Source organism: Terrabacter sp. MAHUQ-38 (genome assembly GCF_014518425.1).
GTDB lineage: Bacteria > Actinomycetota > Actinomycetes > Actinomycetales > Dermatophilaceae > Terrabacter.
Genome location: NZ_JACVCU010000002.1, coordinates 127,368 through 140,445 on the forward strand (window position 1 = coordinate 127,368; position 13,078 = coordinate 140,445).

Annotated in this window: 14 protein-coding genes; 5 read left to right on the forward strand and 9 right to left on the reverse strand. The window is 68.7% G+C overall.

The genetic code is table 11. The annotated features are described in order from the left end of the window. Positions 1–250 precede the first annotated feature (250 nt). Positions 251–1,609, reverse strand: a complete 1,359-nt coding sequence (locus tag H9I49_RS07550) for an IS110 family transposase (RefSeq protein ID WP_188029759.1) — start codon at positions 1,607–1,609, stop codon at positions 251–253. A gap of 435 nt (positions 1,610–2,044) precedes the next feature. After that, complete coding sequence (locus tag H9I49_RS07555) at positions 2,045–2,425, reverse strand: hypothetical protein (RefSeq protein WP_188029760.1); 381 nt, start codon at positions 2,423–2,425, stop codon at positions 2,045–2,047. A gap of 52 nt (positions 2,426–2,477) precedes the next feature. Between H9I49_RS07555 and H9I49_RS07560 the strand changes: the two genes are divergently transcribed. Continuing rightward, a complete protein-coding gene (locus H9I49_RS07560) occupies positions 2,478–3,068 on the forward strand; it encodes a hypothetical protein (RefSeq protein ID WP_188029761.1) in 591 nt (196 codons plus the stop codon). 9 nt (positions 3,069–3,077) lie between these two features. Here the strand turns inward: H9I49_RS07560 and H9I49_RS07565 are convergent, their stop codons facing one another. After that, the gene (locus H9I49_RS07565) at positions 3,078–3,497 is read right to left on the reverse strand and encodes an ATP-binding protein (protein WP_370587473.1); all 420 of its coding nucleotides are present in this window, start codon (positions 3,495–3,497) and stop codon (positions 3,078–3,080) included. 252 nt (positions 3,498–3,749) lie between these two features. On the opposite strand from H9I49_RS07565, the gene H9I49_RS07570 reads away from it, so the two are divergent. Further along, positions 3,750–4,406, forward strand: coding sequence for a hypothetical protein (locus tag H9I49_RS07570; protein WP_188029763.1), 657 nt, complete (start codon positions 3,750–3,752; stop codon positions 4,404–4,406). 558 nt (positions 4,407–4,964) lie between these two features. Next, positions 4,965–5,726 carry a class I SAM-dependent methyltransferase gene (locus H9I49_RS07575; protein WP_188029764.1) on the forward strand — a complete coding sequence of 254 codons (762 nt, stop codon included), beginning with the start codon at positions 4,965–4,967 and terminating at the stop codon, positions 5,724–5,726. Positions 5,727–5,801: 75 nt separating this feature from the next. Here H9I49_RS07575 and H9I49_RS07580 read toward each other — a convergent pair whose 3' ends face one another. Next, entirely contained in the window at positions 5,802–6,404 is a 603-nt protein-coding gene (locus tag H9I49_RS07580; protein WP_188029765.1) for a class I SAM-dependent methyltransferase, read from the reverse strand. 221 nt (positions 6,405–6,625) lie between these two features. Continuing rightward, positions 6,626–6,808 (reverse strand): hypothetical protein, encoded by a 183-nt coding sequence (locus H9I49_RS07585; RefSeq protein WP_188029766.1) that lies wholly within the window; start codon positions 6,806–6,808, stop codon positions 6,626–6,628. A 766-nt stretch (positions 6,809–7,574) separates the two neighbouring features. On the opposite strand from H9I49_RS07585, the gene H9I49_RS07590 reads away from it, so the two are divergent. Continuing rightward, positions 7,575–8,384, forward strand: coding sequence for an LLM class flavin-dependent oxidoreductase (locus H9I49_RS07590; protein ID WP_188029767.1), 810 nt, complete (start codon positions 7,575–7,577; stop codon positions 8,382–8,384). A 113-nt stretch (positions 8,385–8,497) separates the two neighbouring features. On the opposite strand, the gene H9I49_RS07595 is transcribed toward H9I49_RS07590, so the two are convergent. The 4 genes from H9I49_RS07595 to H9I49_RS07610 form a co-directional block, all read right to left on the reverse strand. Then, positions 8,498–9,040, reverse strand: coding sequence for an AAA family ATPase (locus H9I49_RS07595; RefSeq protein ID WP_370587474.1), 543 nt, complete (start codon positions 9,038–9,040; stop codon positions 8,498–8,500). A gap of 109 nt (positions 9,041–9,149) precedes the next feature. Continuing rightward, entirely contained in the window at positions 9,150–9,299 is a 150-nt protein-coding gene (locus H9I49_RS07600) for a hypothetical protein (RefSeq protein WP_188029768.1), read from the reverse strand. A gap of 426 nt (positions 9,300–9,725) precedes the next feature. Next, on the reverse strand, positions 9,726–11,126 hold the full coding sequence (locus H9I49_RS24375; RefSeq protein WP_223128453.1) for a HAMP domain-containing sensor histidine kinase: 1,401 nt from the start codon (positions 11,124–11,126) through the stop codon (positions 9,726–9,728). Next, a complete protein-coding gene (locus H9I49_RS07610) occupies positions 11,123–11,773 on the reverse strand; it encodes a response regulator transcription factor (RefSeq protein ID WP_188029769.1) in 651 nt (216 codons plus the stop codon). Before H9I49_RS07610 ends, H9I49_RS24375 begins: the two co-directional genes overlap by 4 nt. 94 nt (positions 11,774–11,867) lie before the next feature. On the opposite strand from H9I49_RS07610, the gene H9I49_RS07615 reads away from it, so the two are divergent. Further along, positions 11,868–13,070, forward strand: coding sequence for a hypothetical protein (locus H9I49_RS07615; protein ID WP_188029770.1), 1,203 nt, complete (start codon positions 11,868–11,870; stop codon positions 13,068–13,070). The last annotated feature ends 8 nt before the right edge of the window (positions 13,071–13,078 follow it).

The following is a 13,078-nucleotide window of genomic DNA, read 5'->3' on the forward strand; positions in this document are numbered from 1 at the left end:
CATCAGCGTGAGGTGTTTAGCGTCAAGGGCTGGGCGGGTGCCGGTGTCTGGTCGTCGGTCCCTGCATAGCGGTAATCGAGCTCGTGCTCGGCAGCGTGTGATCGGGTTGTGTCGACGACGGGACGGGGCGGCCTGTGATGTCCGACGAGATACCTGATGGTTCTCAATGCCGCGGAAGGCTCACCCCGCCCCAGCTCTTGAACGCCGGACCTCGCGTGAGGACGGGCGGGGCAGAGAGGCTCGAATCTCGTTAGGCCGCAGTCACTTCCTCCAAGGCTTTGGTGCCGTGCACGGCGATGGCCGGGTCCCGCGCCTGTTGGTGGACGACGACGGCGTACAGCTGTCGCAGGATCGCGCCGGCGACCGCGGTCTGGGCCTGGGTCGGGGTGAGGCGGTGGTGCTCGCGGCCGGTCAGGTGCCGGTAGCTGGCGGCGTACACCCGGTTCGTCTGCAGGCATCCCCACACCGCGCGCCAGGCCGCGACCCGCAGCCCGGGCCGTCCCGCGCCGGTAACCCTGGCCCGTCCGATGAACGTGCCCGACATCCGCTCGCGCGGCGCGAGCCCGGCGTGCTTGACCACGGCCCGGGCGGAGGTGAACCGGTGCAGGTCCCCGGTCTGCGCGAGGATCGCCGCAGCCCCGACCGGCGACAGCCCGTCGATGCTCGTGACCAGCCTCGTCAGGCCCAGCTCGTCGAGCACGCCCGTCATCCGCGCCTCGGTCTCCTCGAGCTTGGTTCGGGCCTGGTCCCAGTCCGCCAGGGTCCACTCGATGCGTTCGAACACCGCGGGACGATGCGCGAGGACCCCGGCGCCATCGTCGAGTGCCGCGAACAGGCGGCGCACGATCCGCAGGCACGGGCGGACCCCGCCACGACGGGCCACCTCGGCGCGCACGGCACGTTCGAACCGGGCCGGTCCGAGCCGACGAGTCCGGGCCAGGTCACCACCATCACGCCCGATCACCACGGCCATCGCCGCGACCCACGTGCTCGACCGGAACGGCCACTTCGCCGCCTCGAGCGCGGCCGGCCACACACACTCGAGCAGGTCCCGCACCGTCTGCACGCACGCCACGTGCTCCTCCAGCAGCTCCTCGCGGCGAGCCCCCAGATGCCGCAGCCGAGCCCACTCGGCGCTGGCCTCGTCGACCGGTTCGGGCAGGTAGCAGCGCAGCTGCGCCGTCAACCGGGCGATGAGCACGGCGTCCTTGTCGTCGGTCTTGTCCGTGGTCAGGTCCTCGGTCTTGCGCACCCACGACGACAGTGCAGGCTGCACGCACACGAACGACATGCCCCGCCCGGCCGCGAGCTGCGCCAGCACCATCCACCGGTGCCCGGTCGGCTCACACGCCACCGTCGTCCCACCGAACCCGGCCCTTGCCGCGCGTTCGCTCGCCCAGTCCAGAGCCGCCCCCAGGTCCCACGCCTTGCACCGGAACGTCCGACGCGCCAGGACCTTCGAGTCGTGGTCGGTCACCACCAGCATCTGCGTGCGGTCGGCCAGGTCGATCCCCACGATCGCGTTCGTGACCGGGACCGCCTCCCGCAGCCGGGAAAGGCGTGCGTTGCGGTTGCGATCCCCACGAGACACGCCACTACCGTTGTTCATGAACGTCCTCCTTTTCGCGCTGGGACACCAAGCCCGACAAGCGCATCAGGAGGACGTTCCCCACGCCAGACCCGACCGCGCAGAACGTCTTTCTATGCCGCTGTCCGCGCGTTCCCGTGCCACCAACGTGCTGAAACAAGACAGCTAGCTGAGGGTAGCCAGGAGTCTGGAGGTGTCTCGGGCCCCTCGACAGGTGCAGAGAACGCTCTGGGTTCGACCCGACATCTCCGCAGTCTCTCGAAGCGAACGGCCGTCGAGACACTCTCGGCTCGCGAACGTGAGTAGCGCGACGCGCTGCTCAGGAGTCTGTCGAGTGTTGCCGTGCCGACGAACTCAGGGAGCACGGGCAAGGTCGGTCGAGACGGATAGGCCATCCGCCTGCCCCTTACCGAGGGGATCAGTAGGAGCACAGCCGCCTGAGCCGCGCGAGGCCGGTCAAGACGTGAACCAGTCGTTCCTACAGCCAGTGGTCGTCCGCATCTGCTGTGCCTGTGACCAGACCCAATCGCAGACCGTCATCCTGACGCTCACACCATCGGCGATCCCACCTTCTGACACGCAGCCGTTGTAGACGATGTTGCCACCCCAGGCCCATCCACCCCCTTGGATCGAGGCATTCGCCCCGTCGCCGTCCCCACTGGCCATGTCGCAGATAACGAGTCGATTGTTCGAATCGTCGTACCAGCCGTAGGCCTTCCCGCTCGCCGAGAACAAGGTGTGGTCTGCTGCATGGGCCGGCGCTGCCATCGTCACCACCGTTACGGACGCCGTGGCCGCGGCCACGGCAACAGAGGCGAACTTCGAGACCAACTTCATGTGCTACTCCCTGTGATTGGTTGCGGGGGCGGGGGCACGCTCGCTGACAGAGGTGGACGGATGGCTGCGGTACGACCATGACCCCGGCGGGGAGCCTATCGCCTCCAGGAGCGCGTACTGCGGCTTCGAGTTCGGCTCACTGCTCACCGTCGACTACCGCGACGGCAGCAACGAGCCGGCCTACGTGGAGTCGGGGTTGAGCATCCCGGGCCTCGAGCGAGGGGAGATCCGGCCTGATTTAGAAATGGGATTCCCTCGTCCATCCGTCTACGCCCTCCAAGGCGCGCTCGCAGCGATGGAAAAGAGGCGTTCCGGCACGCTGACTCAAGACGCACTCTTATGCCGAAGTCAGCTGGAATCAGGGCTTCCACCAAGCCGGTCGTTTGGCCAGATCCCCACGCTGCAGGGCTGCGGCCAGGTGGTCCGTCACCGTGTCAGCAAGGAAGCCGAGCTCCTCTTCGGTCGTGGGCGGCGACTCAAGCAGATTCGCATCGTGCAAGCCGGCCTCCACAACCTCGTTGATGGCTACCCAGTCGTGATCAGTGCCCACAGCCAGATGATTCCAGACGAGCGCTGCGTCGACATCCGGATCTGCCGCTGCGAGGACGGCTACGCTCGTCCGACTTTGCCGCCGATCGGATGATCAGCCCCTTCACGAGTCCTGCCACTTGACCATCGTGATCGTCGTTCCCTGACCCGGCTCGCTCACGACCGTGAAGTCGTCCATGAGGCGACACATGCCGGGCAGGCCGAGCCCCAGTGCTCCGCAGCTGCTGAACCCCTCGACCATTGCCTGCCCCATATCTTCGATGCCGGGCCCGTCGTCGTGCGCGGTGACCTTGATCCCAGGCCGCGGCTGCTCGAGAAGCTGGGCGACGAGCTCTCCCTGTCCGGCGAAGCGGACGATGTTGCGGCACGCCTCCGAGACGGCGGTGGCGACGCCGGTGAGGTCGGTCTGCGGGAGGGCCAGGTCCGACGCGAGATCGCGCACCGCCGCCCGAGCCGCGACGATGTCGGCATCCGCCGTGATCACCAACCGCAGTCGCGTCAGGTGGTGCCGGGCGGCACTCACCGCTTGACCGGTTGGGTGTAGAGGGGGCATGGGGGTGACCCTCGTTGCTCAGGAGCGATTCGGACTTTCCTCGAGGGGGACCCCGCCCACGACCCCATACTCATACCCCGCCTCCGGCCAACGCAACGGAGACGGCGACACTGCCGCGCCGACAGTCGCCGTGCACACGAACGATCCTCGCCATCGGCGGCTGGCTCGAGGATCGGGACAGTGCCCTGGGGTCGTGCTCAGGGATCAGGAATTGGTGAACTCATGGGCCCGAACGGGCACGCGAGCTCCCAAGGTGTACTCGTACGCGGCATCCACAGGCATCACGAGCGTGCCACCGTCGACCTGGGTTGCCAGATCAAGCAGGCGAGGGGAAACGTCCGCTACTGCCGCGATCTGCTCGAGCCCGCTGGCGTCGGGTGCTGCATTCGCAGCTGCCGAGAGGTGATCGTGACTGCAGAGGCGGCCGACCGGGAAGCAATCTCGGGCTACCGTCCCGTCATGAGGCTGTCGAGCCGTGAGGAAGCAACGCGCGCCGGGGCGCTGGCTCTCGTCGCTGCGCTGAGCGGGTGCGGTGCCTTCACACCACATGGCTGCACTGCCATTGGCGCAGACCCCGGCGTCACCGTCACCCTCGCAGGCAACGGGTGGACGGTGCCACTCACCGTTGAGGTGTGCGTGACCGACAACTGTTCCTCCAGCCCTGCCGTCACCAGCACGGCGCACGCGATCTTCATCCGAAATACCGGCCTCACCTCGCGAAAGCCCACTGACGTCGTGATCACGGTCCGCGCTGAAGACGGCACCATCCTGGCGCCACCCACGCACTCCATCGTGAGCCCGAATGAGTTCCAACCGAACGGCCCCGGCTGCGAGCCGACGGTCTGGGTCGCCGCGGTCACCGTCACACGGCAGACGTAGACGTCCGCAATTGCTGCGTTCCGGCCCCGATCGCCGGTATGTGGGAGACTGCCATCGTGAACGAGGCCGACGACCACGAGGGCGCGGTCTGCCGCGAAGCCGATCGCGTGATCGATGGCCTTCGGGTCGGTTCGCCTGCCTACCCGATGGATTGCTGATGCGAATCCCTCGGCGTGCAAAGGTGATTGGCGTCATCGTCGCCGTGGCGATCGCGGGTTTCCTTGCGGCGGCTGCGAATTCGTCCACACCCGATGACCAGTGCAGTCGTCCCATTTCCGAGCGTGTCGGAGGTTGGGTATGCCCCAGTGGCGATCGGCCTGAACCCGTGAGCACTCACTCGACGTAAGAGGGCCTGCCGACGCCTCACGCCCGCGCGGCGCAACCCATGAGAGAGCCACACGACAAGGCGTGGGCAGCAGCGTATGCGAGCGACGAGCGCGGGAACCTGACGAGAGCCTGCGCAGCACCGGTCCTGCCGTCAATGAAACAAGTAGCCGCGATCCGCTCTTTGCTGATGTGCGGGGCCCCAGACACGCACGACTGGGCGACACTTGAGGCGTGCCGCTGGAGCATCTGCACCCCGATCGCGACCGTGCCGTGTCGTTCGGGTCGAGCGCCGGGGCCTATGACCGGTTCCGGCCCGGCTATCCGTCTGCTTTGTTCGACGACCTCTTGGCCACGCGCGTCAGCGCGGCTCTCGACGTGGGCTGCGGGACCGGCAAGGTCGCCATCGACCTCCTCGGGCGAGGCGTCCCCACGCTGGGCATCGATCCGGATCCTCGGATGGTTGATGTAGCCCGCAGACGCGGCGCTGTCGTCGAGGTCAGCTGCTTCGAGGATTGGGAGGATGCGGGACGCCGCTTCGACCTGATCACCTGTGGCCATGCCTGGCACTGGATCGAGCCGGCCAGGGGCTTGGACAAGGCCGTGCGGCTGCTGGAGAGGGGTGGACGTATCGCCCGGTTCTGGAACTTCCACGCCGTGCAGCCAGACCTGCTCGCCGAGTTCGAGACCATCTACGCCGACGTCGCCCCATCGATCACGGTCATCGGCCGCGACCCCAGCCACGATGACGACGCGCCCGATCCGTTCGCTACACACGCCGCCTTCACCGCCGCCTCGCCGCGCGTCTACCGGTGGCGCCGGCGGATGACAAGCGCCCAGTGGGCAGGCCTGGTCGCGACCTTTGCCGATCACCGGCACCTCGGCTCAGAAACGCTGGCGCGGTTGACCTCCGCGCTACAGGACGCGGTCGAACGCCAAAACGGCGTCGTGCGAGTCCATGGCGGCACCTACCTCCTGTCTGCCCGACGTCGCTGATGCACCAACACCGCCCAGCGGACATGCCGGTGACCGAGCTTCTCCGCCGATGTCGGTGCGGCGCCGCCAACGCCACTAGACGGCCCGGGCAGCGATGACCGCATGGGGACGTCGCTCCCCCTCCTGCTCCCGCTGCGAGCGTTCTACTTCCACGAACCCGACCGAAGCCAGCCGCCCAGCTACCTCGTCCATCGGCCATCGGTATGCCGTGATGACCTTGTGCTCGAAGGGCTCGCAGACCAGGCCTCTGAAAAAGCCCATGACCAGGGCACCGCCGGGCGTCAAGACGCGGCGGATCGCGGCCAGGACGCGATCCAGCTCATCGGGGTGGACATGGATCAGGGAGTACCACGCCAGCACCCCTGCCACCGAGGCGTCCGGGCGAGTCCCGTCGGCCATGAACCCCACCTCGAAGCGCGCCTCAGGGTAGGTCTGACGCGCGTGCGCGATGAACTCCGGCACCGGGTCGATCCCCGTCACGTCGCAGCCGGCAGAGCGTAAGAAGGCGGTCAGGTGCCCGGGCCCACATCCGGCGTCCAGAACCGGGCCTTCCAGATGACCCAGGTGTCGCTCGATCAGCAGCAAGTCGTCGGGGTGGACGATCTCCACCGATCCGAGCAGGTCGATGTACTGCTGTGCGAGTGAGGAGTAGGCGTGCCGGACATCGCGGGAGTTCACCGGGCACACCGTACTAACGGCGATCGCCAGTCCGCCTGGGCACGGTGGCTAACGCGCCTCTCGCTCATACCGCGGCTGGCGCGATCCACCTATCCGATCTGCGCGCAACTGGGGTCGCCGGTCCGGCAGACCCTCGACCTATGAGCTCTGGAGAAGGCGCGGCGAACGCCAACCATGCCCCCCTGTCCAGTGAGGTTCCCTCAACCATCTCAACAACGTCGTCAAACCTCGTCCGGCGTCTGCGTGGACTCGTGTCGGGTGCGCTCGGGGTCCTCGGTGCGCTCGTCCGACTCGGCAAGGATTGCGCAAGCCTGCATCTCGGGGTCCTCACTGCCCGCGGCCTGTTCCTCCGGCAGGAGCTCAGCGCGCGCTTCGATGCGGTCCTTGGCGGGTCCTTGGGTCATCGTTCGACGATACCCGGGGGACGTGCCCAGGCGCGCTCGACGCGACCCTCGCCCTCGAGCCCGGCGTCGAGGCCGTCGACAACCCCAGGAGACCCAGGCCACACGCGCAGAACGTCCTTTCTATGCCGCGATTCGCCCGGTCGTCCGGAGGTCTAGGGAGTCTCCAAGCTGGCTGCCCAGCTTTCGAGCATCGATGTTCTGAGCGGCGTGCTGCGCAGGAGACCGTCAGGGATATCACGAAGCGCAGCTGGCTCGTCTGGTGGAACGAGCGGCCACCGAGATCGACCGCTTCCGGGCCGGGCAGCTGGACGCGTTCGAGGCAGACGAAGCCCTTTTCCAGTACTCCCGCGCGGCGAAAGAGCCGTGGACGTTCTGCAACAGCGGGGACGTCGAGTAGGTAGCGCAGGACATCCGCGAGCAGGCACCGAGCCAGTGGTGGGAGCGCGGAGCACCGAGGCGACCCTGATCGAGCGTGCCCGACCTCCCGCGGCAGACGCCGCCTGGTACCTCTCCGGGCGGATCTTGATGTTGTCGCTGCCAGCCAGCGCCGGTGACCCTGCGAAGATGGCTACTCACGAGAACGTCTTGCTGCCCGCCCTTCTCCCACCCGAGTCAGACCGCCCCCACTTGCCGTGGCGGCGTACCTGACCGCGTTGAAAGGCCAGTGGCGTGTCCACACCGAGTCCGCCGCACACGCCTACCTAGCCTGGTGCAGCGGTCATCGCCTGCCAGACGGGCGTCCTACCTGTGTGAACGGAGTCCAGACATGACCAGACCGTTTCGATTCGGCGTCGTCGCCCCAGTGCTGACAGACCTGCCCACGTGGCGGGACCGCGTACGCCGCATCGCCGACAGCGGCTACTCGACACTGCTGATGCCCGACGTACCGCAATGGCAGCCTGCGCCCGCCCCTACGCTCGCGATCGCAGCCGCCCACACGGACCTGCGTGTCGGCACCTGGGTCTACGCCTCGCCACTGCGCCCAGCCTGGAGCACAGCGTGGGAGGCGCACTCGATGTCGGTGCTTACCGAGGGCCGCTTCGAGATGGGCATCGGCACCGGGCGGCCCGGCATCGAGGACGAACTTCGGGAGCTTGGCATGCCCGTGGCCCCACCAAGAGAGCGGTTGGCCCAGGTGCGTGAGACCGTGGCGAGGCTGCGAGATCTGGACGGCCCAGATGCTCACACGCCCGTAGTCATGACCGTTCGGGGACCGCACGCCCGAGCGCTGGCCGTCGAAGTCGCCGACACGGTTACCGTCGCAGTGCATTCGGGCGACACGCGCGCAGACGTCGCCCGCACGGCACGGGACCTCAGTGCAGCGCGCGACATCGAGCTCGCGCTCCACGTCCCCGTCGTCGGCGACGACATCGCCCCGTTCATGGCGTCCGTGCGAGACACCGATCCAGAGGCGCTGCGGAAGGCGGACTCGCTGGCCATACTCCCCGATGACCCAGGGGCAGCCGCCGAGGAGATCCAGCGGCGGCGCGAGGAGATCGGCTACTCCTACTTCGTCTTTGGCGCCGACTCCGCCGAGGCGTTGGCCCCGGTTGTCGCCGAGCTGGCCGGTCAGTAGTCCACGCAGCCTTGGGAGCCGTCACCGTGCGGCATACCGCCACTCGGTCAGGGTCACACGGCCGCCGAGCGCCAATCAGCCCCGCCGCGCGCAGACGAAGAGAGGAGCAGGCGTCAGGAGACCGACGGCGGCCAGCGATGTCCCCGCCACTCCTCCCATGTCGCGAACCCAGCCGGTGGGTCGTCCAGAGGTTCACTGCCGTCGAGTTCGCCTGGCGTTGGGACGTCGATGCTGGCATCCCACCCGACGAGTTCCTCCTCGGACATGTGCCAAGTCGTGTGTGACGCCTCGGCCAGGCGCTGGTCAAGTCGACTCCGCTGCTCAGCTGGGGTGAGCTCGAAGTAGCACATCTCGACCTTCGCGCCGAGGTCTGCTGCTGCGTGCCGCAGCGCGGAGCGCTCATCTCGACCCCAGAGGCCATAGTCGATCACGACGTTGTTGCCGAGTTCGAGGACGCGGAGGCCGATCTGGATCAGCCGCCCTTCGATCACGTCCTGGGCCGACGACGGATTTTCTTGCCCGTAGAGAGCTTTCACCCATTCGTCCTTGGTGAGACGAAGGGCCTTCTGCTCCACCTCTATTCGCCGCGCCGCAGTCGTCTTCCCGGTGCCTGGGAGTCCCACAGTCAAGAACAGTGTTGGTTGTCTCACGATCACCTCCTCTCCGGAGCGAACGCCCCATCGTCTGCTGACGTCCGACGTCACTGGAAGGCGAAGGGCGCCGGCGTATCGTGACGAGGTCCGGTCGGTCACCGATGCGCGGTTCTCAACCGGCGTGACCCTCGGGGTCTTCCTCGGGCTCGAACGTGCTGCCTTCACCGTCGGTGTTGCCGATCTCGACGCCGGTGGCTTCCTGGTCCTCAGCTCTTTCGTGCTCAGGCTGTTCGACGTCGGGATGGTTCGAATTGGCGCTCATCAGTCATGTCCTTGCCTCGATGTCGGTGTACCCCTCCAACATGCGGGATCCGTGAGGAGCCCACAAGAGCTACCGCGTGGACTGCGCTCCTGCTCCCGGGATGGGGTCACCGCCGCCGCACTCGTGGCAGGCAGCGCCTACCGGGGCCGGGCGACGCGCGTTGGCGCGGGGCGTTCCCGACCGCGTTCGACGATGCCGCCCCGTCACGTGGGACGAGGGGCGCGCGCTGACAAGACCCCGCTGCTGCCCGCAGGGCCGAGGGCGAGCCCCGGTCGAGAAGCGATCCGGCCTAGGCGACGGCCGTGCCCGCAAACGGCGTCGGGGTCGGGGACGCTGCACAGGACCAGGCTGGAGATGACGGCATCGGCGCTGGTGTCGGGCAAGTCGATCCGTTCGCCGACGAAACTGCTTCTGTACCAACCAGGCTCAATGGTTCGTCGGGAGGCGGACCACGGCTCGCAGCCCCGGGGCGGCGTCCTCGAGGCGCACGTCGCCCCCGATGCGCCGCAGCAGCGCCCGAGTGATCGACAGGCCGAGTCCGCTGCCCCCGCTGTCCCGGTCACGTGCCTCGTCGAGCCTCGTGAACCGGTCGAAGACCCGCTCCCGCTCGTCGACGGGGATGCCGTGGCCGTCGTCGGTGACGGTCACCTCGACCTGGTGGCCGACCGAGGTGGCGTCGAGAAGGACTCGGGTCCGAGCATGTCGGACCGCGTTGTCGACGAGGTTCGTCAGGGCTCGCGTCACATCGGTCCTCTGCCCCCGTGTCTGCAGTGGGCGACCGGCGAGACCGGGCGAGACGCGCACCGGGACGCGGGCGCCGCCGTAACGGCTCGCGAGGTCCGTGAGGAGCGCCGTGACGTCGACCCCGGCGGACTGGCGTGTCGCCGCGGCCGCGTCATCGGCACGCGCCAGGAGTAGGAGGTCGTCCACGAGCATCGTCAGGCGGTGCACGTCGGCGAGCAGCTCCGCCGGCAGGTCGCCGCCCTCACCGAGCCGCTGTGCCACTTCGAGCTGTGTGCGCATGCTGGCGAGCGGACTGCGCAGCTCGTGGGCCGCGTCGGCGACGAAGGCGCGCTGCTTGCGCCGAGCGATCGTGATCCGGTCGAGCATCGCGTTGAGGGTCGCCGCGAGGGCGCTGACCTCGTCACGGGTCGGTGGCACGGGCAGGCGCTCGCTCTCCGACGACGACTCGTCGATGCGCTCGGCACCGCGCCGGAGCGCCTCGACCGGAGTAAGGGCCGCGCCGATCACGCGCCATGCGATGACCGCCAGGACAGCGAGCAGCAGCGGAAAGATCCACAGCAACAGGGTGCGAAGGGTTCTCGCGCTCTGCTCGATGTCCCCGGTGGGCGCCGCTGCGACCACCGAGTACTCCCGGCCCGTCCGCACGGCCGGTCCCGCCGGGACCACCGCGACCTGTAGGCGGCCCGAGAGTCCGGACCGACTGCCCGGGACGATCACCTGCTCCCCCGCCAAGGCGCGCCGCAGCTCGTCGGGCGTGACGAGAGAGGTCAGCCGGTCGGCCGTCACGGACCCGGCAACCACCCGTCCTCGGGCATCGAGGACCTGGACGACCTGGGCCCCGGACACCGGGACCGGGTCGGGCGTGCGGCCCGAGTCGACGAGCAGGGCCACCTGCTGGGCGCTGGCCCGGGCCGTCCCCTCGATGGAGCGGCCGAGCGAGGCGCTGAGGACTGCGTAGAGCAGGAGGCCACCGATGAGGAGTGCGCCTGCGAGGCCTGCGAGGCCGATCAGCAGCAGCCGGGCCCGGATGCTCAGCCGGGCGAACCGGTGCCGCACCGACCGGTGGCGTGCGTCGACGGTCACGGCGCCATCCGGTAGCCGACGCCGCGGACGGTCTCGATGCGCGTCCTGCCCAGCTTGCGGCGCAGGTAGCCGATGTAGACCTCGACCACGTTGGCATCGTCGAGGTCCCCCCAGACCTTCTCGAGAAGGTCCTCCTTGTGGACCGCGGCGGGATACGCGCGGAGGAGGTGCTCGAGAACGAGGAACTCTCTCGGGGCCAGCGACACCTCCGAACCGTCGGCTTCGACGCGGTGGGCTGCTGGATCGAGCATTACGCCGGCGGCCGCGAGGACCGTGGGACGCGGCGCGGGGTCGCGGCGGAGCAAGGCTCGCAGCCGGGCCACGAGGACGACGAAGGAGAACGGCTTGGTCAGGTAGTCGTCCGCGCCGTAGTCGAGCCCGTCGGCCTCGTCGTACTCCCCGTCCTTCGCCGTGAGCAGCAGCACCGGCACCCAGTTCTCCTCGGCCCGAAGAGTCTTGACGACGGTGTAGCCGGACATGCGCGGCAGCATGATGTCGAGGACGACGACGTCGTAGGCGCCGAACCGTGCCGCCTCGAGCCCTGCCTGGCCGTCCCCGACATGGTCGACGACGAACCCCTCGGCCGTCAGCCCGCGCACGATGGCAGCGGCCATCCGGGCCTCGTCCTCCACCAGCAGCACCCGCACACCGCCACGATGCCACGGGGTGACGGCGACGCGCGGCTCCTCGCGGCTGCACGGTCTCAGTCGGCTCTCAGCAGGCAGGGCGCAGGATGGGGACATGAGCTTCTTCAGCGACCACCCCAAGGCCCGCTGGGCCCTACCCGTCGCGGCGGTCGGGGTCATCGGCGCCACGGCCCTCACCGTCAACCAGACGGCCAACGCCGACAGCGGACTACCGTCCCGCACCGCGGCCCAGCTGCTTGCCGACGTCCGCTCGGCGAACGTCTCCAGCCTCTCCGGGACCGTCGTCCAGACGTCGGACCTCGGCCTGCCCGACATCCCCGGACTGGGCAGCTCCGGACGGCCCGGATCCGCGAGCAGCTCGCTGACCTCACTCATCTCCGGCACGCACACCTGGCGGGTCTGGCTCGACGGTCCCACACGTCAACGGCTCGCCCTGGTCGGCAGCAACGGCGAGTCCGACGTCATCCACAACGGCACGGACGTCTGGCTGTGGTCCAGCGCCGACAAGTCCGCGGTGCACCACAAGCTGAGCACCGACCAGGTGCGTGCCGGCTCGGCCGCCGAGCACCTGCCGAGCGGGCTCCCGAGCGAAGTCCCCAGCACGCTGCCGTCGGGCGCTCCCCGCACCCCCGACGAAGCGGCCGCTGCAGCCTTGGCCCTGATGGGCAAGCACACCTCGGTGACGACGTCGGGCACGGCCTCGGTCGCGGGCCGATCCGCCTACGAGCTGGCCCTCACCCCGAAGGACAAGACGACCCTCGTCGGGTCCGTGCGGATCGCCATCGACAGTCAGGAACACGTCCCGCTGCGCGTGCAGGTCTACTCCAAGAAGCTGGCGAACCCTGCGTTCGAGGTCGGCTTCACGGCCGTCGACTTCGCGAAGCCCGACGCTCGGCAGTTCGCGTTCACGCCGCCGGCCGGCACCAAGGTCACCGAGTCCGACGAGATGGCCGCTCGCAAGGGCGACGCCAACGCCGGCCCGACCCCGATCAAGCCGCCCGCAGACGCGCTGGCCAGGATGCAGGGAGCGCCGACGGTCGTCGGCTCCGGGTGGAGCACGGTCGTCGTGGCCCCGTTCACCCTTCCGACCTCGCAGCAGGGCGCCGGCGGCTCCGCGGCTGACAGCACGGCCCAGCTGAACGGCATACTCAAGGCGCTCCCAACCACGTCGGGTGCTTGGGGCAGCGGGCACGTCCTCCAAGGCACGCTGTTCTCGCTCGTCCTGACGAACGACGGCCGCATCGCCGTCGGAGCAGTCCCGCCGGACCAGCTGTACAGCGCACTGGCAGCGAAGTGACCCAACCA